This window comes from Flavobacterium sp. GT3R68 (assembly GCF_007109225.1).
Lineage (GTDB): Bacteria > Bacteroidota > Bacteroidia > Flavobacteriales > Flavobacteriaceae > Flavobacterium.
On the sequence record NZ_VJZK01000003.1, the window covers coordinates 150,866 to 169,675 of the forward strand.

Here is an 18,810-nt window from a genome sequence, read left to right on the forward strand (position 1 = left end):
TGCAATGTTTATTTAATTACTTATTCGTGTTGCCCGTCATCAAAAACCTCAATGGTCACTTCTTTGTTTACCAAATCAGTAAATTTTCCTCTGTAGCGGGTGGCTTTTACTAAGTGATTGTCTATCCAGTGGTAATTTCCTCCACGGGGTTTTCCCATTAGCATTCCATGGTATTTAAAACCGTGTTTTTTTAGCCATGTCTCCGTAACCTCACGATGCGCTTCGGTACGGGATGTAAAAAAGAAAATGATGTGACCTTCGTCAAACCATTTATTTAAAGTAATCAAAGCATCCGGATAAACTTCAGCGGTTGCCATTCTCTCGGGCTGTTCATTTGGAATATCATCACAAATGGTTCCGTCAATATCAATCAAATAGTTCTTGATGCCATTTGGAAGTATGGGACTGATCAATTCTCCGTTTTCAGTTGCCGGGACTAATTGCTTGTCTAAATCTTCAATATTCATTGTTGTGCTATTATTGTTCGTCTTTCCAGTTCAAGCGGTCCTGTTGGTTGTATTGCCATGGCGCTCCGTTGTTTTCAACATTTGCCATCATCGCATTTAGCGACATCGGTGCTGCACTTTGTTCCATTACCAAAAAACGGCGCATGTCCATAATTATGGATAATGGGTCAATATTTACCGGACATTCTTCAACACAGGCATTACAGGAGGTACACGCCCAAAGTTCTTCGGGTGTGATATAATCGTTCAATAAAGTTTTATTGTCAGGAATGAAATCTCCTTTATTTTCATCCATATTTTTCCCTACTTCTTCCAGTCGGTCTCTGGTGTCCATCATAATTTTACGAGGAGACAGTTTTTTACCGGTTTGGTTGGCAGGGCACGAAGAAGTACAACGGCCGCATTCGGTACACGTATAGGCATTCAATAACTGAACCCAATTCAGGTCGTGAACATCGCTGGCGCCGAATTTTGACGGAGCAGCATTTGAATCAGCTGGTGCCGCAGCGAAAGGATCTGCGTTTGGATCCATCATTAATTTTACTTCAGCGGTTACGGATTCTAAATTATTGAATTTACCTTTTGGCTCTAAATTTGCGAAATACGTATTTGGGAATGCCAGTAAAATATGAAGGTGTTTTGAAAAATAAAGATAATTCAGGAAAATCAGGATTCCGGTGATATGTAGCCACCAAACCGCTCTTTCAATCATCATTACCGTGCTCTCTGATATTCCGTTAAAGATTGGTTCTATATATTGAGATATAGGAAACGCTCCGGCTTTTTCGTAGTGCCCAAAACCTAATAATTGCAAATGATAATCGGCAGCATTCATTAATAGGAACAAAGACATCAATGCAATTTCAAAATATAATATATAATTAGCGTCACTTCTTGGCCATCCTTTTAAGTCAGAATGAATAAAACGTTTTAATTTAATAACGTTACGTCTGATTAAAAAAGTGATCACGGCAAATAACACAAGGAAGGCTAAAATTTCAAAGGAAGCAATCAGTACATCATAAAAGCCGCCTAGGAAAACAAAAATACGATGTGTTCCGAAAAGACCATCGATGACGATTTCCAATAACTCTAAGTTAATGATTACAAATCCGATATAAACCAATATATGAAGAATTCCTGCAACAGGCCTCTTGACCATTTTGGATTGTCCCAAGGCAATCATCGCCATGTTTGTCCAACGGGCCGATGGGTTATCAGAACGATTGATATCTTGGCCTAATTTAATATTTCGTATAATTTTTTTGATGTTTCGGGCAAAAAATCCGAAACCTAACCCAAGAAGAATGGCAAATAATATATTGTCTAAGTAGCTCATAAATTGTTAGTTTTTGGCTTTTGATATCGTGTCGTTTACTGGCGCTATATAAGGTTTATTTTTCTTTCCAAATAAAGATACATTCACATATCTTGTCGGATTCAGTCTTAAATCCTGTAGTAACAATTCCAATTCTTTGGACGTTTTGTCCAGATTGTTGTACAATGCCTCATCTGTCATCATTTTGCCTAATGTTCCTTTTCCGGATTGAACACCGTCCATGATTTTATCGACTTTAGCCAATGTTTCGCCTAAATTCTTAACCGTTCTGCTGATATTGGCTTTTGAAAGTGAATCGGAAATTTTGGAAAAGTCAGAAGATACCTTATTAAGGTTGGTCATGGTTACAGCAATTTTCTCTTTGTTCCCATCCAAAATGGTATTGACACTTTTTGAAGCATCACTAAACTGAGCCATGGTCTGGTTCAGGTGCGCAATACTGCTTTTCAGGTTTTCTTTGGTTTTAGCATCCAGTACCTTATTGAGGCTCGTCAGGAGAGAGTCAGCGCTAACCACGGTTTTTTCAACTTTGTCCTGTAAAGGAGTCAGTTTCTCACCTACAAGATCGGTTAATCCCTTTTTTACACTCCCTTGTAGTGTATCACCGGATTTGGCAAGAACCTTATCAGTATAATTGGGAATGATTTGAATTTGTTTTCCTCCGATCAATCCTGGTTCGTAGATTGCAACAAGACTTGATTTAGAGACCGGGAAATCACTTTTGATTTGAAGCTCGACAATCAACTTTCCAGTAGTATTATCGATTGAAATTGTAGTTACTTTACCTACCACAAGTCCGTTGATAGTGACTGGAGCCGATGCCGCCAATCCTTCGACATTATCGTATTGGACATAGAAAGTCCGGTAATCGGTAAATAAATCTTTACCTTTTAAAAAACTGTATCCCCAAATAAACAATAAAATGGAAGCGATAACTAATATGGCGGTTTTAATCTCTCTGGTAATTTTCAATGGTCTGAATTTTTGAACAAAATTAAATTAAAATCTTGGAATTGCTGTCATTATTTAACAGCTTCTTGAATATCTATTCTATTGCCGTTTTTAAAAGCAATTAAAAAAGCAGAGTTATACCCTTTTGATTTAGCTTCTTCCAGATTTTTTTTAGCTTCGTTAAAATCAGTTGTTTCGCCATACATATATTTATAAATCCCAGAACCATTAGTTATTGAGATGTTTCGCAATCCTTTGAAATTACTCGGAATCAGTTCGATCTTTTTGCTGCTGGCAGAAATCTGCACTTTAAATACCGTACCTGTGGGAGTATCTCTATTTGTTTCTTTCGGAGTTTCAGAAGCTATTTTTAGTGTTTCTTTGACAGGACCTGAAGTATCCCTTATTGGTTTTTCATTTATTTTCTGAGAAGGTCTTTCATCCTCATCGGTATCGCCATTTCCAAAATAATCTCTCTTATAGCTCATTATCGCATCGGCAATAGCTTTGGCAATCTCGTTTTGTCCTTCCTCAGAATCCAACAATGCACCTTCAGTTATGTTAGAGATAAATCCCATTTCGATTAAAACACGGGGCATATATGCTTTATGTAAAACCATGAATGGCGCCTGGCTTAGACCTCTATTTTTTTTACCTAAATCAATAGTAAACCGATCCTGAATTTTACTGGCTAAGGCGATACTGTTTTCAAGAAATTCCTCCTGCATTAACGTCATACCTATTAAAGTTTCAGGTGCATTGGGATCGTATCCTTCGTATTTTTGTTTGTAGTCTTTCTCTAAAGTAATAACCTGATTCTCTTTTTTTGCCGCAGCAAGATTAGAGGCATTTTTGGTCATACCCATTAAAAAGGTTTCTGTACCGGATGCGGCAATATTTTTATTGGCATTACAGTGCATGGAAACAAATATGTTCGCATCTACCCTGTTTGCAATATTGGCACGTTCTATCAAGTCGATAAAAACGTCAGTTTTTCGGGTGTAATTAACTTCCACACTGGGCTGACTTTCCAAGATTTTACCCACTTTAAGCGTTACTGCTAAGGTGATGTTTTTTTCGATATGACCATGATAAACGGCCCCAAAATCATGGGCGCCATGCCCGGCATCCAATGTCACTTTGAATTTTTTATTCTGACTAAACCCCGAAAAGGTCAGCGCACAAAATAACACTAGAAATGAAACTTTGATTTTATTTGATATATACATATATATAAAAGTTAATTTTATTTAAACCTTAAGGAGATAATTTTATTATTTGTCTATTTTTGAAGAAAAATAATATGTAAGTTTGACACTCCAAAAACTAAGCCATATTTTTACAAAAATAGCATTTAAACCTTTGCATACAAACTTATTTAATATCGTTTTATTATCAATTTTCCTAACACTGGGAACGACAAAATCGTACTCGCAGGAAATAAAGAATAAAACCACAGCTGTACCTCCTGAAAAACAGGCAAATACTCCTTTAGAAGTCAATGTTAAAGACCTTGTTCAGGTTACAGATTCTATAAAAAAGGACTCCGTTAAACCCAAAAAAGGGTACCTCGAAAGTAAAATCAAACGGAAAGCTGTTGATTATGAAAAAATAGATCAAAAAAAGAAACTCATAACTTTATATAATAAAGCCGAATTATATTATCAGGACATTGAATTGAAAGCCGGAATCATTGTCATGGATTATGAAAAGGATGAAATTTACGCCGGTAGGATTAAAGATTCCACTGGACAATATACTCAGGCACCGGTTTTCAAACAAGGCACTAATGTGGTGGAGCCGGATTCCATCCGTTTTAATTACAAAACAAAAAAAGCTTTGGTCTGGAACTCCAGGACCGAACAAGGGGAATTTAAAATTAAGGCGGAAATCACCAAAAAGGAAAATGACTCCGTATATTTTATGAGTGGAGCCCGCTTCACCACTGCAAAAGACATTAATAATCCGGAATATTATTTTCAGACCAACCGTGTGAAATTTGTTCCCGGTAAGAAAGTGGTCGTGGGTTTAACCAATCTGGTGATTGCCGATGTACCGACTCCTATCGGTTTGCCGTTTGCGTTTTTTCCGATGACTGAAAAAAGCCAGTCGGGAATCATTATGCCTACCTTTAATGATACCCAGGCCAGAGGTTATTCTTTGCAAAACGGTGGCTACTATTTCGCCTTAAGCGATAATTATGATTTGGCGGTTTTGGGTGATTATTATACTAATGGTAGTTATGGAATGCGTGCTGAGTCCAGTTATGCCAGCCGCTATAAATTCAGGGGGAATGTGAATCTTCGTTTTGAAAACCTGATCACAAGCGAAAGAGGATATCCCGATTATGAAAAAAAGAATATTTACAACATCCAATGGTCACATTCTAAGGATCCAAAATCGAATCCTAGTTCACAATTTTCGGCATCTGTCAATTTGGGAAGCAGTAAATATTTTCAGCAATCTATAAATCAAGTAAATGCGGGTTCGCAATTGAATAATACTTTAACTTCCTCGATCCATTATAAAAAAATATTTAATACTGTTCCACAGGTAGATATGTCCATATCGGCTTTACATTCACAGATTACCCAAACTCAGGTGATTAACATGACCTTGCCTTCATTGCTTGTGAACGTTGACCGTATATATCCTTTTGCTCCAAAAGACGGGATAAAAAAAGGATTTATTAAAAATATCAACTTTCAATATTCCATGAAAGGTGAAAACAAAATCGAAACAACGGATTCATTGTTTTTTAAGCCGCAAATGTTCCGGGATGCAAAATCCGGGATGAAGCATTCGATTCCATTAAGCACAAATTTCAAAATTTTAAAATATTTAAGTGCATCTGCCAATGCTACCTATGAAGAGGTTTGGTATTTGAAAACGGTTGAAAAAAACTTTGATGTTCTTCAAAACAAAGTTCTTACTACTGATGTTAATGGTTTTGATGCCTATAGAACGTATTCTTTGAGTTCCAATTTGGGAACGACGATTTACGGTACTTTTAATTTTGGAGATGATAAAAAAATAAAATCCATTCGTCACGTCATGCGTCCGTCCATTTCTTACGCCTATACTCCAAGTTTTGACCAATATTATGATAATTATACTGCGGACGGAACCGGAACAATTAAAAATTATACCCGTTTTGAGGGCGGAATTTTTGGTGCTCCCGGTCAAGGGAATTCCAATATTTTAAGTTTTAGTTTAGCCAATAATTTGGAGGCTAAAGTAACAGATAAAGATTCGACGAAAACAGAACCTAAAAAGATTACACTTTTAAATAGTTTGAATTTCGGTACGAGTTATAATGCGTCCAGCGATTCATTACGTTGGTACCCATTAAATATTAGTGGAGGTACAAAGATTTTCAATGAAAAGATGAATATCAATTTTTCTGCTATTTTAGACCCATATGCCTTAGGTAATTCAGGACAACGTATTAATACATTTAATTTTAACAATGGCGGAAGTTTGTTTCGATTGACGAGTTCAAACTTGACCTTGAATTATTCCTTGTCTAGCACAGACAGTGAAGCCAAGAAAGAAAATAAGCAAGGTCTGAGAAATGGCGGACGTGGTGATGATTTATTTGGTTCTAATACTGATTTCAGTGACCGTAGGGAAAGTCAATTTGGGGAAGAAGATAAAGTGGGAGACGATAAAATTTCGGAATTGTTTAAGACCGACTTACCATGGGATATGACCCTTGCCTACTCCTTAACTTATAGTAACAATAATCGAGAAAATAGAATTGTTGGGAATTCCATAATGGTCTCAGCTAATGTGGATCTTACCCCTAAATGGAAAGTCGGAGCCTCATCGGGTTATGATTTTGTGCAAAAAGGGGTAACTTTTACCCAACTCCGGTTTGAAAGGGATTTATTAAGTTGGAGAATGGATTTCAACTGGCAGCCTTTTGGAAATAATGAGTCGTGGGGATTCTTTATCGGAATCAAATCCAGCGTGTTGAGCGATATTAAATGGGAGAAACGTTCAGGTCAAGACCGACAATTAAGATAATCTAGAGTTTATTATATATATCATGTTGAAAAAAATAATATTTACTGAAAAAGCCCCTGCTCCCATTGGGCCCTACAATCAAGCCGTTTTAGTTGGAAATACTTTATATACTTCTGGTCAGATTGCCATTAATCCATCCACGGGAGAATTGATTTTGGATTCTATTGAAGCAGAAACCAAGCAGGTTATGGAAAATATGAAAGCCGTTCTTGAAGCTGCTGAAATGTCTTTTGAAGATGTTGTAAAAACATCAATTTTCATCATGAATATGAATGATTTCGGAGCTATAAATTCTGTTTACGGAAGTTACTTTGACGAAAAAACCGCTCCAGCTCGGGAAACGGTTCAGGTGGCTTGTCTGCCAAAGAATGTAAATGTCGAAATTACGATGATCGCGATCAAATAATTCCATATTTCATTCAGCAATAGCATTCAATAATAATTGGGCTGTTGCTTCATTGGTTGCCAAAGGAACATTATGTACATCACAAACCCGAATCAGCATATTGATGTCGACTTCATGAGCGTGGCTCGCTAAGGGATCTTTAAAAAAGAGAACCATCTTCGTTTTTCCTTCGGCTACCCTGGCAGCAATTTGCGCGTCCCCACCCAACGGTCCCGAAAGCATTTTCTTTACTTTAAAACCCGCATTTTCTGCTTTACTTCCTGTTGTTCCGGTGGCAATCAGTTTGATGCGTTCGGCAATTAAGATGTCCCTGTTTTTGTTTAAAAACTGAACCATATCGGCCTTCATTCCATCGTGGGCAATTATTGCTATTTCCATTATATATTGTGCATGTGAAATTGAATCAATCCGTCAATGGGTCTTCGAAGGACATTTCCCAATTGTATTCCGTGTTTCTCCAATACCTGTCTCAATTCATCTTTAAGATAAAACGCGATTGAACCTATAAAATGTACCGGAACTTCTTTGTAATTTTCAAATTGCTTGATGTAATTTTCCACAAAATCCTCCATATCTGAAAGGATTATTTTTTGGCAGAAATCATCGTCTTTATGTTGTATCAAAAACTTGGCGAATGTCGCTAAATAAGCATTCGGATTTGGTTCTTTATAAAGATTGTGCTTGATAGAATCGGGATCTAGATCGTATTCTTTTTCAAATTGGGCTGCCATATCTTTTGGCATTTTCCCAAAATAATAACCGCGAATTAATTTTCTTCCAAATTGGTTTCCGCTGCAGTCATCCATAGCAATATACCCTAGAGACTGCACTTTTTGATGTAATACACGTCCATCAAAATAACTACAATTTGAACCCGTTCCCAAAATACAGACTATCGCTTTCTCATTTTTTGGTGTCGTTGCATATACTGCGGCATACGTATCTTCATGTACAGTTACGGCAGCATTTGAGAAATACTCCTGAAAAACCTGTTTCAGGAAAATTTTCATTCTGTCGGTTCCACATCCGGCACCATAGAAATATAAGTTGGAAACCTTGTTTTTGTTGTGCAGAATATCAAAACGGTCGTTAAGACGTGTAATCAATTCTTCTTTAGTAAGAACTTCAGGATTCAATCCCAAAGTTTGGGTCGTGAATAAAATCGACCCGTCTTCATCTAATGCAATCCAATCCGCTTTTGTGGAACCGCTGTCTACAAGTATTTTCATTTTATGTCGTATAGGATTACTTTAAACCGGCAATGTGAACCGACAAATCGATTAATTTATTGGAATAGCCACTTTCATTATCGTACCAGGAAATGATTTTGAAAAAAGTCGAATTTAATCCAATTCCGGCTTTCGAATCTACTATCGAAGATCTTGGATCCGAAATAAAATCCTGAGAAACTACGTCATCTTCGGTGAAGCCTATAATTCCTTTAAAATCGTTTTCAGAAGCATTTTTCAAAACAGCCATAATTTCTTCGTAGGACGTTTCTTTAGATAACTTCACAGTTAAATCCACTACAGAAACATCAGCGACAGGAACGCGCATTGACATACCCGTTAGTTTGCCTTTCAGTTCCGGGATAACTTTTGTTACAGCTTTTGCAGCACCGGTTGAAGCCGGAATGATATTGAGCAAGGCTGATCTTCCGCCACGGAAATCTTTTTTAGAAGGACCGTCAACCGTAAGTTGTGTAGCGGTTGTCGCATGAATGGTCGTCATTAATCCTTCTACAATCCCGAAATTATCATTGATCACTTTTGCTATCGGAGCCAGGCAGTTGGTCGTACAAGAAGCATTAGACACAATGGTATCTCCAGCGGTTGCCTTATCATGGTTGACACCCATCACAAACATTGGCGCATCAGCAGAAGGAGCTGAAATAATAACCTTTTTTGCTCCACCTTTGATGTGGGCGTTGGCCGTTTCCAAAGTGGTAAAAATACCAGTACATTCGGCAACAATATCTGCCCCAACTTCATCCCATTTTAATATGGATGGATCTTTTTCAGCAGTTACACGAATTTGTTTGTCGTTTACAAAAAGTTTCCCGTCAATGACTTCTACTTTTTCTGAAAATTTGCCGTGCACGGAATCAAATTTTAATAAGTACGCCAAGTGGTTCACATCCAATAAATCATTAATAGCCACCACTTCAATATTATCCCTGTTATATGTTTCTCTGAAAACAATTCTTCCTATTCTGCCGAATCCGTTGATTCCTAATTTTATTTTTGACATCTTAATTTTATTTATTTTTTAAAGTGAATCCACATTACCGTCACTTTTTACACTTATGTTGACATTATATCAGAAACTCTTAAAAGTTCCTCATCAATTTTTGAACTTCCTTTTATGGCCTGTTCCAATGGGGTTAACGTGATTTTATCATGCATCAGTCCCACCATGTAATTTGATTTTCCCTGAAGAAGTGATTCTACCGCTTTTACACCTAACCGACTTGCCAAAACCCGGTCGAAACACGAGGGAGTCCCGCCCCGCTGCATATGACCCAAAACCGAAACACGGACATCATATTCGGGTAAATTCGCCTCTACGTAATCTTTGAGTTCAAAGACAGTTTTACCGATTTTATCGCCTTCAGCAATGACCACAATACTCGATGCTTTTCCTGAGGCTTTACTTCTTTGCAGGGATTCCAGTAATCGGTCCAGTCCTAAATTTTCTTCAGGAATCAGGATTTCTTCTGCTCCGGCACCAATGCCTGCATTTAAAGCAATATGACCGGCATCCCTTCCCATCACCTCGACAAAGAACAATCTGTTGTGGGAACTGGCCGTATCCCTGATTTTATCGACCGCTTCAACCACGGTGTTTAAAGCCGTATCGTAACCTAAGGTATGTGTGGTACCAAAAATATCATTATCAATAGTTCCCGGAATTCCAATAACAGGAAAACCGAATTCCTTATTAAATACTTCTGCACCGGTAAAGCTTCCATCACCACCGATGATCACCAACGAGTCTATTCCAGCTTCGACCAAATGGCCGTGGGCTTTCTTTCGACCTTCAGCAGTCATGAAATCTTTGGATCGTGCCGTCTTTAAAACGGTACCCCCTTTATTCACAATATTATTTACAGATCGCGGACCCATTTCTTTGAAGTCGCCTTCAATCATTCCCTGGTATCCACGGTATATTCCGACACACTCGATATTATAATAGGCACAAGTACGGACTACAGCCCGTATTGCGGCATTCATTCCCGGAGAATCCCCTCCAGAGGTGAGTACTCCTATTTTTTTTATTGCTTTCGACATTTTTTAAAGTATGATAATAGTAAATTTGGGAAAAGAAGATTTTTTGCAAATTACTAATTATTTAATATAAAAGAAGATTATTCTTCTTCGGGAACAGCATCCTGATTGACTTTTATCTTTTCCTTTTCTTTTTTCTCGCCTTTTTGGAAATTGATATAATCCGGTTGTGGTGGTAAGTCTGAATCGGGATCGACTGTTGTTGGTTTTGATTCCTTATCCAGTTTATTCTTGAAGATTTTGTTTACTAATTCTTTAAAGGTATCAAAATCCACTTCATATGTTACACCGACACCCTGTGTATAACCAATGATTCCCTGGCCGAAGTAATTGATGTCATTTTCCCGATTGAACATTCTAAGATTAAGCGTTCCGTCTTCATTCACACGATATTGAACCTCCACATCACCCACGATGGCAGATTCGTTGACGCCTCCCACAGGAACTCCCAGTTTACCGTTTATCATAATTCGCTCGTTGATCTTTGTAGAAACCGTTACACCAAATCGGGCATCTGTTTCTGTACCTGGTCTTTTATCAGCGGAGACATAATCCAATCCAACATTGAAAACCCCTTCTTCATCTTTAAAGATATCCTGAAACAAACCACTGGCTCGTTCGAATAAATTGCCTGCAAAATCGGCCTGGTTCACGCCTTCAGGACTTAGGAATCCTCCTGACGACAACAAGTATAAAGCTTGTGTCTGTCGGGTGTCCCTGTCGTCTAATTTATATTGGATTTCCGATTTCAGGATGGAACTCACTGTTGGAAATTCAATATTAAAATCAAGTTCCGGATTGCTCAGACTTCCTCTTACCCCGATCACCACCTCTACCGGCACTTTTCGGTTGAAAGAAGGATTTTCCAGTAAAACTGCGGGATTGGCTGTTGTTTTATAGATTGCCTCCAGATTTAATATCGCCCGCATAGGGTCCCCTTCCCATACAATTGAACCAAACTTTTTAACTATGAATTTCTTGTCAATTAAACCACCGTATTTGAAATTATAAGTTCCTTCATAGATCTGGAAATCCCCGTACATATTAAATTTCCCAAGGGTATTGATTTTTAACAACAATCCACCTCGACCTCTTCCCTTGATTCCATGTCCGGAATTCCTGTCCAGAATTACTTCAATTTCCGCATTTTGATTGATGTCCAAATCAAACTCCAATTCAAGACCGTTGTAATTTCGGTTTTTTTCAACGATGCCTTTACCCAGATTAAATTTTTCTGTGGAACTCAAAAAATGAATGTAACTGCTCGTTCCCACTGCATCAGCATCATTAATAGGAATTTTTATAGCTGTGCCTTTCTCAGACTTCGCATCTACTTTAATAAACAGACCATTTGTAGGCCCGGAAATGGTTGCCGTTCCATCGATAAATGCTGTTCCATAATAAGCGGCATCTTCGCTGTCTTTCGTATCCAATGCAAGAAGACGGCTTGAATTTATACGTAAATCCAAGTCCCATTCCGAAAACTTTTTGTGTTTGATGCGACCGTCTAAAATTCCTTTGGTATTGTATTTCGTATCCGTCAAAGTGGCATCTCTGATTATAAACAGGCTTTCAGTAACATCTACAATTGAGCTTTTCTCCAATTCATAACTCACATTCATATAAGGAATAGTAAGTCCCGCTTCATCGAGATAAAGTCGGCCATTAATATCGGGGTTGGAGGCGGTTCCTTCGATACTTGTCGTTCCGGAAACAAATCCTTTAATATTGGTAATGATATCGCCGCCTAAAAGACTCAGTGCCCCGAGATTAAATTTACTGAAACGCATATCCAGATCCATTACAGTTTCTTTGTTTTCAATGCTAAAATCTCCTTTTGCGGTAAACGATTCCACGTTATCATTTTCAATAGTAGAGTTCACACTGAATTTCTTCAGGTTCTCATCCCCTACAATATCTAACTTCAGTTTCCCTAAAAGGTTATTGTTCACATTCAGGCTATCGACAGTTAACGACGAAGTAGGCTGATATACATTATTATTCTGCTTAAAATTAATATCCCCGTTTAGGCTTCCTTTTATTTTGAACTGCTCAATATCGGGGGTCAGTTTGCTCAGGTCAATATCGGTAAAACTAAGATTCAGGTCCTTGTAAGTAGTGCCTTTTAAGAGACCGTTTAATTCTATTTTCTGATTTTCATGTGACATTACAATATCATCTATAGCAAAGTTTTTTAACGCTTTATCAAAAACGATTTTATTGTTTTCTTCATCATTTTCATTCAGGTACCATAAGTAATCCTTGAACATTATTTCTGATTTCTGGATTCCCACAACACTGTTTTTCTTTTTATCTATGGTGTGAAATAAATTCAGGTTATAATAATCTTCAGCCTTATTACCACCTTTAAATTCTGTTCTCAGAAATAATGTATCGTTCATCGTCACGTTAATCAGACTGAAATCGGATACTTTATAATATTTGGTTTTAATGCTGTCCATTTGAATGTAGGCATTGTATAGTGGATTCTTGTTGTCAATTTCAATCTTGATTTCATCGAAATAATTATCGAACGCGGCTATTTTTGGTGACGTGAAATTGAATTTGAATTCATCATTATCTGAATTGATATTTCCGCGCATCACAGTATTAGAACCAATGGAAATACCAGGATAAAATATTTCGACAACCTTGTTATAGATGGCAAAGTCAAATTTTAAAAACTGGCCTTTCTTAACTTTATTGGGAGTATAATTAGCATAAAGGCTTCCCAATGAATTCTCGACCATTTTCTGCAATTGACCAAATTGGAATTTCCCAACAATCTGCCCTTCAATAATATCCGGAGAGTTAATCGCAATAGTGCGGACGCGGTTTTCATCAAAACTGGATTTAATTGTAAAATCGTCAAAAAGATAAATATCCTTTTTGTTTTGATACGAAGTTTTGGTGATATAAATATCGCCCTGCATGTCATCCAGGGTGTTCCCTGAAATTTTCATGTCGACATTTCCTTTAAATATAGAAAGGGAGTCCGTTTTAACCAGTTTCAGGTTGATGAGATTGGCATAATCGATTTTAGTTTTAAAATCAAAGAAAACATCCTTCTGTCCTAAATTAACCAAACCATCAAAATCCATTTGCAGATTCGGATCATTGATAAACAGCTTCCCTTTAAATATAGGCTGTTTGAAGTTCCCGTTAACGACAATGTTTTTATAATTATACCCTTTATAATAGACTCTATAAATATCCCCTGTAAAGGATGTGTTCAGATATTTTTCTTTGAAACCTTTTCCGTCCACATCCAGATTTAGGGTTACGGTTCCTAAATCTTTTTTGTCCAGAAAAGCCCCAATATTAAAATTTTCCAAAATGACATTCCCCGAGTATGAGGCATTATCAATATTGTTAATGTTGGACATCAATAAATCGGACTGAATATTACCCAGGGCAGTCGACATATAAAAGTCTGCATCAATTGAAGTGGTCGTAATTTCTGCCTTCCCACGAAGATTGAACTGTCCTAATTTGCTTAATGAAGACGGTAATTTCTTTCCTAAAATATTTGGTAATAAACTGGTCAAGTTTTTGTAATTGGAAGAAACTTTATCAAAGCTTCCTTTCATGTAAAAATTCTGTCCTTTCTTACCAAAAAGATTTCGGAAATTGACATCACCGATTATTTGCGAATGGTGATCGTCCACTAATTTCAGATTAGTTGCATAGAAATCGTTCAGGGTTCCTTTTACAGTCGTTCTTATACTGAAATGCTGGTTTCGCTCCAATTCCTTGTAATAATGTGAAATATCATTAGTAGCCAAAGAAGCCGAATCCAATTTGATGTCAAATTGCACTTTATTGTTGAAATCGGAAAAATCCTTACGCTCATAATTCAGAATTATAGTTCCTTTGATATAGGATTGCTTGGTTAATACATCCAGACTTTCAAGCTTGATATATTTTTTGGTATAGGTAAAATTAGAGCTCAGGTTTTCGACATACAGCCCGCGGTGATCACGGAAAGCCATTTTCTTGATGTTCATCGTCACATCGGGGCCATAGACCATGAAATTGCTTATTTCGGAGTCGAGTTTGGTCAGATCCAATGTTTTTAGAGCCTCGATATTTTCATCAATCAGGATAAAGCGGCTATGGTCTACATATAGATTTTTGGCTTTCATCAGGAACTTCTTTGTTGAAGCCTTTCCGGAATCAAATAAAGCAATAAATTTATCGAGGTTAGTATCTTTTTCGCCTTTATAGGTTTTCATTTGGATCACGAGGTGGTCAATTCGAATGTCACCAAATAATAAATCACCATTATACAACTTTTTAAAACTTAAAACATCGGTTTTAATTCGATGGGCAGCAATGAGAGTATCTTTATGATGGTCCCTGATGATAACATTTTTCAACTTAATGCCCCCAAATATGGAGACAGCTACCTGCTCTACTTTGATGTCAGTTTTGTAGTCTTTATTGATGATTTCAGTAAGGTAGGCGCCGATTTTTGTCTGAACAACAGGTAGAGAAAGTGCAATGCCAAGTATCAGCAAAAGTAGGATCAGTCCAAGGATAGAACGAAATACTATTTTTTTAAATTTTTTGATACCTTTTATTGTTTTAAATTTGTCCAAATATAATTCAAAATTCGTGCCCTTTTATGCATAATCAGGCTGTTTTTATACTAGCAATTGAAAGTTCCTGCGATGACACGGCAGCATCCGTCTTACAAAACGATAAAGTCTTGTCGAATGTTGTTGCTAATCAGCTTATTCACAACCAATATGGAGGTGTTGTACCTGAATTGGCTTCCCGTGCCCACCAGCAAAATATCGTTCCCGTTATTGATGCAGCGCTCCGCAAAGCAAATATACAAAAAGAACAATTGTCAGCAATCGCCTTTACCCAAGGTCCCGGCCTAATGGGTTCGCTATTGGTGGGAAGTTCGTTTGCAAAGTCTTTATCGCTGGCCTTAAATATTCCATTAATTGCTGTCAATCACATGCAGGCTCATATTTTGGCTCATTTTATTGCAGAAGAAGATTACACTAAACCCACGTTTCCCTTTCTGGCATTGACGATTTCAGGAGGACATACCCAAATTGTGAGGGTAAATGATTTTTTCGACATGGAAATTATCGGGGAAACCACTGACGATGCTGTCGGTGAAGCTTTTGATAAAAGTGCAAAAATTCTTGGGCTGCCTTATCCGGGAGGCCCTTTGGTTGACAAATATGCGCAATTAGGAAACCCGAAGGCATTTGCTTTTACAAAACCTAAAGTTCCTGGATTGGATTTTAGTTTCTCCGGGCTTAAGACAGCAATACTTTATTTTGTTCAGAAAAAGGTAGCTGAAAACCCTGATTTTATCGCAGAAAACATCAACGATATCTGTGCTTCCATCCAACACACCATTATTGAAATATTAATGGATAAATTAAAACTGGCTGTCAAGGAAACGGGAATTAAGCAAATTGCTATTGGCGGAGGGGTTTCGGCCAATTCCGGAATCCGAAATACATTGAAAGAGGCAGAAAAAAAATATGGCTGGGAAACTTTTATTCCCAAATTTGAATACACCACCGATAATGCTGCAATGATTGGAATTGTAGGTTATCATAAGTTTTTATTAGAAAATTTCGAAACTTCATCTGTTGTTTCCAAAGCAAGAATACAATTCTAAATTATGCAATTATTTTATAATCCAGCAATCAACGAGGCAACCGAAAGCTTTTCTTTCGATAAGGAAGAAAGCAAGCACATTGTTAAAGTAATGCGTAAAAAAGGTGGCGATATCTTATTCGTAACCAACGGTATTGGATTTTTATTTAAAACCGAAATTGTGTTGGGTTCCGATATCAAATGTACGGTAAAAATCGTTTCTTATGAAAAAGCAGAAGTGCCAAAATACCATTTGCATTTAGCAGTAGCGCCTACAAAAATGAACGACCGCTATGAATGGTTTTTGGAAAAAGCAACCGAAATGGGTATTTCTGAAATCACTCCTATAATATGTGAACATTCCGAAAGAAAGTTTGTAAAAACAGATCGCTTTGATAAAATCATCCAGTCGGCAATGAAACAGTCTGCACAAGTGTATCTACCTAAAATAAATGAACCGATTCCCTTTAAGGATTTTATGAAAATAAAAAACGAAGGACAACTGCTGATCGCGCATTGTGAGAAAACAGATAGAAAATCCTTAAAGGATATTTTAAAACCGGGTATGGATATTACAATGCTTATTGGTCCGGAGGGAGATTTCTCAAATAAAGAAATTGCACTCGCTATCGAAAATAAATATATTCCGGTATCTTTGGGAAACACGCGTTTACGAACTGAAACAGCAGCAGTAGTGGCTTGCCACAGTGTCGTTTTTGTGAATGAATAATCTTAAGAGGATAAAACCAGCCATACGATATTATGAAAAGAATATTTTTATTGATGATTCTGATGGGTACGATTTCAATGAATGCCCAGGAAATCGCCCTGTTAAAATATAGTGGCGGTGGTGACTGGTACGCAAACCCTACTGCTCTCCCTAATCTGATTAAATTTTGCAATCAGAGCGTTACAACAAAAATAAAATCTAAAAATGCGGTGGTGGAACCAGGTAGTCCTGATTTATTTTCATATCCTTTTGTTCATATGACTGGTCACGGAAATGTTTTTTTTAATGATTCGGAGGTGATTAATTTAAGGAATTACATGACTTCTGGCGGTTTTTTACATATTGATGATAATTATGGTATGGATGAATACATCCGAAAAGAAATAAAAAAAATATTCCCCGACAATGATTTAACTGAAATCCCTTCCAGTCATTCTATTTTCCAAAAACCTTATTCTTTTCCGGCTGGTATTCCCAAAATACACGAGCATGACGGGAAACGTCCGCAAGCATTTGGAATTTTTGTAGCAAACCGCCTGGTTTTGCTTTATACCTACGAAACTGATCTGGGAGACGGATGGGAAGATGCGGATGTCCATAATGATCCGTTGGAAGTTAGGGAAAAAGCTTTAAAAATGGGTGCTAACATCCTTAATTATGTTTTCAATAATTAGCAAATTTATTCTTAATATATTAAATTATACTATTTAAAATTTTTTTATTTTAATAGTAATACTACAACTTTAACAATTTTTACGGTTTTACCGTAACAATTTATTTAAAATCCTCATTAGTTTTACAGAGCACAATGAATAATTTGCGCTGTGCATCCCTTAATTACTGTAATTGAACAGTTTAGATTAACTTTTTTTTTTAAAAAAAAACATTTTATGCAATATAAAATGTTAAATTTACGTTAGTGAGTATATTATTAATTATTTACCATAAATCAAAATTTTCTAACCAAACCTTATTTTATTATGAAAAAATTTCTTTTATCAGTAACAATGGTGTTGTTTTTAGTTTCATGTAATAATGAAGAAACTGCGGTTTCAAGCGAAACTGCTAAAGTAGCCGAGCGAGGTTGTGCATCTCATGATGTTCTTATGGAACAATTGAGAGTAAATCCGGAATTGGCAATTAAAATGAATGAAATCGAATCTTTCACACAAAAAGCTATGATGGAAGGTCGATTAGTAAATGGAAAAATTGAAATTCCTGTTGTAGTGAATGTACTATACAGAACTGCAGCAGAAAACATTTCTTTGGCGCAAATCCAATCACAGATTGATGTTTTAAATAAAGATTTTAATGCTACGAATTCTGATTATAATCAGGTTCCAGCATTATTCTCAGGTGTGAAAGCGAATGTTGGAATTTCTTTCGTGCTTGATGCGGTTTACAGAAAAGCAACGACAAAAACATCATGGGGAACTAGAGATGCTATGAAAAAAACTAAACAAGGTGGTTTGGACCCTACTTCACCAACTACCAAACTTAATATGTGGGCTTGTACTATTGGAGGCGGAATCTTAGGATATGCGCAATTCCCAGGTGGATCTTCTGCTACCGATGGTGTTGTAGTTGATTCACAATATTTCGGTTTATCTTCTTCATCAAGCTATCCTTATAACTTAGGAAGAACGGCTACTCATGAAGTAGGACACTGGATGAATTTACGTCATATTTGGGGTGATGCTACTTGTGGAAGTGATTTAGTGAACGATACGCCTCTTCATAACACTGCGAATTACGGTGTGCCAGCATATCCTCATTATAGTACTTGTACTGGAACTCCAGTGGAAATGACTATGAATTATATGGATTATACAGATGACAGAGGTATGTATATGTTTTCAACAGGACAAAAAGCCAGAATCGATGCAATCTTTGTTTCAGGTGGTGCAAGATTCTCGTTTGCCCAACCATAAGAAATATGAAAATAAAGTTAGTTATGTTTATAAAGACTCGCT

The 18,810-nt window shown here is 37.0% G+C and carries 15 protein-coding genes; 6 read left to right on the forward strand and 9 right to left on the reverse strand.

The features are described from left to right. Nucleotides 1–20 precede the first annotated feature (20 nt). The 4 genes from FNW07_RS07170 to FNW07_RS07185 are packed head-to-tail and all read right to left on the reverse strand — an operon-like array spanning nucleotide 21 to nucleotide 3,986. Nucleotides 21–467, reverse strand: a complete 447-nt coding sequence (locus FNW07_RS07170; RefSeq protein ID WP_126743401.1) for a phosphoheptose isomerase — start codon at nucleotides 465–467, stop codon at nucleotides 21–23. Nucleotides 468–477: 10 nt separating this feature from the next. Next, entirely contained in the window at nucleotides 478–1,806 is a 1,329-nt protein-coding gene (locus tag FNW07_RS07175) for a (Fe-S)-binding protein (RefSeq protein WP_126743400.1), read from the reverse strand. 6 nt (nucleotides 1,807–1,812) lie between these two features. Next, on the reverse strand, nucleotides 1,813–2,778 hold the full coding sequence (locus FNW07_RS07180; protein ID WP_126743399.1) for an MlaD family protein: 966 nt from the start codon (nucleotides 2,776–2,778) through the stop codon (nucleotides 1,813–1,815). Between the two features lie 50 nt (nucleotides 2,779–2,828). Further along, a complete protein-coding gene (locus FNW07_RS07185) occupies nucleotides 2,829–3,986 on the reverse strand; it encodes an N-acetylmuramoyl-L-alanine amidase (RefSeq protein WP_126743398.1) in 1,158 nt (385 codons plus the stop codon). Between the two features lie 82 nt (nucleotides 3,987–4,068). On the opposite strand from FNW07_RS07185, the gene FNW07_RS07190 reads away from it, so the two are divergent. Then, the gene (locus FNW07_RS07190) at nucleotides 4,069–6,786 is read left to right on the forward strand and encodes a putative LPS assembly protein LptD (RefSeq protein ID WP_126743397.1); all 2,718 of its coding nucleotides are present in this window, start codon (nucleotides 4,069–4,071) and stop codon (nucleotides 6,784–6,786) included. 25 nt (nucleotides 6,787–6,811) lie between these two features. After that, nucleotides 6,812–7,192: a RidA family protein gene (locus FNW07_RS07195; RefSeq protein ID WP_126743497.1), complete on the forward strand. Its 381-nt coding sequence runs from the start codon at nucleotides 6,812–6,814 to the stop codon at nucleotides 7,190–7,192. Nucleotides 7,193–7,201: 9 nt separating this feature from the next. Here the strand turns inward: FNW07_RS07195 and FNW07_RS07200 are convergent, their stop codons facing one another. From FNW07_RS07200 to FNW07_RS07220, 5 genes are all read right to left on the reverse strand, one after another. Further along, entirely contained in the window at nucleotides 7,202–7,570 is a 369-nt protein-coding gene (locus FNW07_RS07200; RefSeq protein WP_126743396.1) for a methylglyoxal synthase, read from the reverse strand. After that, entirely contained in the window at nucleotides 7,570–8,421 is an 852-nt protein-coding gene (locus tag FNW07_RS07205; RefSeq protein WP_126743395.1) for a BadF/BadG/BcrA/BcrD ATPase family protein, read from the reverse strand. The genes FNW07_RS07200 and FNW07_RS07205 overlap by 1 nt, the downstream gene beginning before the upstream one ends. Nucleotides 8,422–8,437: 16 nt before the next feature. After that, a complete protein-coding gene (gap, locus tag FNW07_RS07210; RefSeq protein ID WP_126743394.1) occupies nucleotides 8,438–9,442 on the reverse strand; it encodes a type I glyceraldehyde-3-phosphate dehydrogenase in 1,005 nt (334 codons plus the stop codon). A 53-nt stretch (nucleotides 9,443–9,495) separates the two neighbouring features. Next, nucleotides 9,496–10,482: a 6-phosphofructokinase gene (pfkA, locus tag FNW07_RS07215; RefSeq protein WP_126743393.1), complete on the reverse strand. Its 987-nt coding sequence runs from the start codon at nucleotides 10,480–10,482 to the stop codon at nucleotides 9,496–9,498. Between the two features lie 77 nt (nucleotides 10,483–10,559). Beyond that, complete coding sequence (locus FNW07_RS07220) at nucleotides 10,560–15,080, reverse strand: translocation/assembly module TamB domain-containing protein (protein ID WP_255512735.1); 4,521 nt, start codon at nucleotides 15,078–15,080, stop codon at nucleotides 10,560–10,562. A 26-nt stretch (nucleotides 15,081–15,106) separates the two neighbouring features. On the opposite strand from FNW07_RS07220, the gene tsaD reads away from it, so the two are divergent. The 4 genes from tsaD (at nucleotide 15,107) to FNW07_RS07240 (ending at nucleotide 18,768) form a co-directional block, all read left to right on the forward strand. Then, complete coding sequence (gene tsaD / locus FNW07_RS07225; protein ID WP_126743392.1) at nucleotides 15,107–16,129, forward strand: tRNA (adenosine(37)-N6)-threonylcarbamoyltransferase complex transferase subunit TsaD; 1,023 nt, start codon at nucleotides 15,107–15,109, stop codon at nucleotides 16,127–16,129. Nucleotides 16,130–16,132: 3 nt separating this feature from the next. Beyond that, entirely contained in the window at nucleotides 16,133–16,837 is a 705-nt protein-coding gene (locus tag FNW07_RS07230) for a 16S rRNA (uracil(1498)-N(3))-methyltransferase (protein WP_126743391.1), read from the forward strand. A 32-nt stretch (nucleotides 16,838–16,869) separates the two neighbouring features. Then, nucleotides 16,870–17,511: a DUF4159 domain-containing protein gene (locus FNW07_RS07235; protein WP_126743390.1), complete on the forward strand. Its 642-nt coding sequence runs from the start codon at nucleotides 16,870–16,872 to the stop codon at nucleotides 17,509–17,511. A gap of 306 nt (nucleotides 17,512–17,817) precedes the next feature. Next, nucleotides 17,818–18,768, forward strand: coding sequence for a zinc metalloprotease (locus tag FNW07_RS07240; protein WP_126743389.1), 951 nt, complete (start codon nucleotides 17,818–17,820; stop codon nucleotides 18,766–18,768). The last annotated feature ends 42 nt before the right edge of the window (nucleotides 18,769–18,810 follow it).

Bases quoted from the DNA above. Each gene is read 5' to 3' on its own strand.
- FNW07_RS07235 (WP_126743390.1), top strand. From the start codon at position 16,870: ATGAAAAGAATATTTTTATTGATGATTCTGATGGGTACGATTTCAATG.
- tsaD (WP_126743392.1), top strand. From the start codon at position 15,107: ATGCATAATCAGGCTGTTTTTATACTAGCAATTGAAAGTTCCTGCGAT.
- FNW07_RS07230 (WP_126743391.1), top strand. From the start codon at position 16,133: ATGCAATTATTTTATAATCCAGCAATCAACGAGGCAACCGAAAGCTTT.
- gap (WP_126743394.1), bottom strand. From the start codon at position 9,442: ATGTCAAAAATAAAATTAGGAATCAACGGATTCGGCAGAATAGGAAGA.
- FNW07_RS07205 (WP_126743395.1), bottom strand. From the start codon at position 8,421: ATGAAAATACTTGTAGACAGCGGTTCCACAAAAGCGGATTGGATTGCA.
- FNW07_RS07240 (WP_126743389.1), top strand. From the start codon at position 17,818: ATGAAAAAATTTCTTTTATCAGTAACAATGGTGTTGTTTTTAGTTTCA.
- pfkA (WP_126743393.1), bottom strand. From the start codon at position 10,482: ATGTCGAAAGCAATAAAAAAAATAGGAGTACTCACCTCTGGAGGGGAT.
- FNW07_RS07185 (WP_126743398.1), bottom strand. From the start codon at position 3,986: ATGTATATATCAAATAAAATCAAAGTTTCATTTCTAGTGTTATTTTGT.
- FNW07_RS07200 (WP_126743396.1), bottom strand. From the start codon at position 7,570: ATGGAAATAGCAATAATTGCCCACGATGGAATGAAGGCCGATATGGTT.
- FNW07_RS07170 (WP_126743401.1), bottom strand. From the start codon at position 467: ATGAATATTGAAGATTTAGACAAGCAATTAGTCCCGGCAACTGAAAAC.
- FNW07_RS07175 (WP_126743400.1), bottom strand. From the start codon at position 1,806: ATGAGCTACTTAGACAATATATTATTTGCCATTCTTCTTGGGTTAGGT.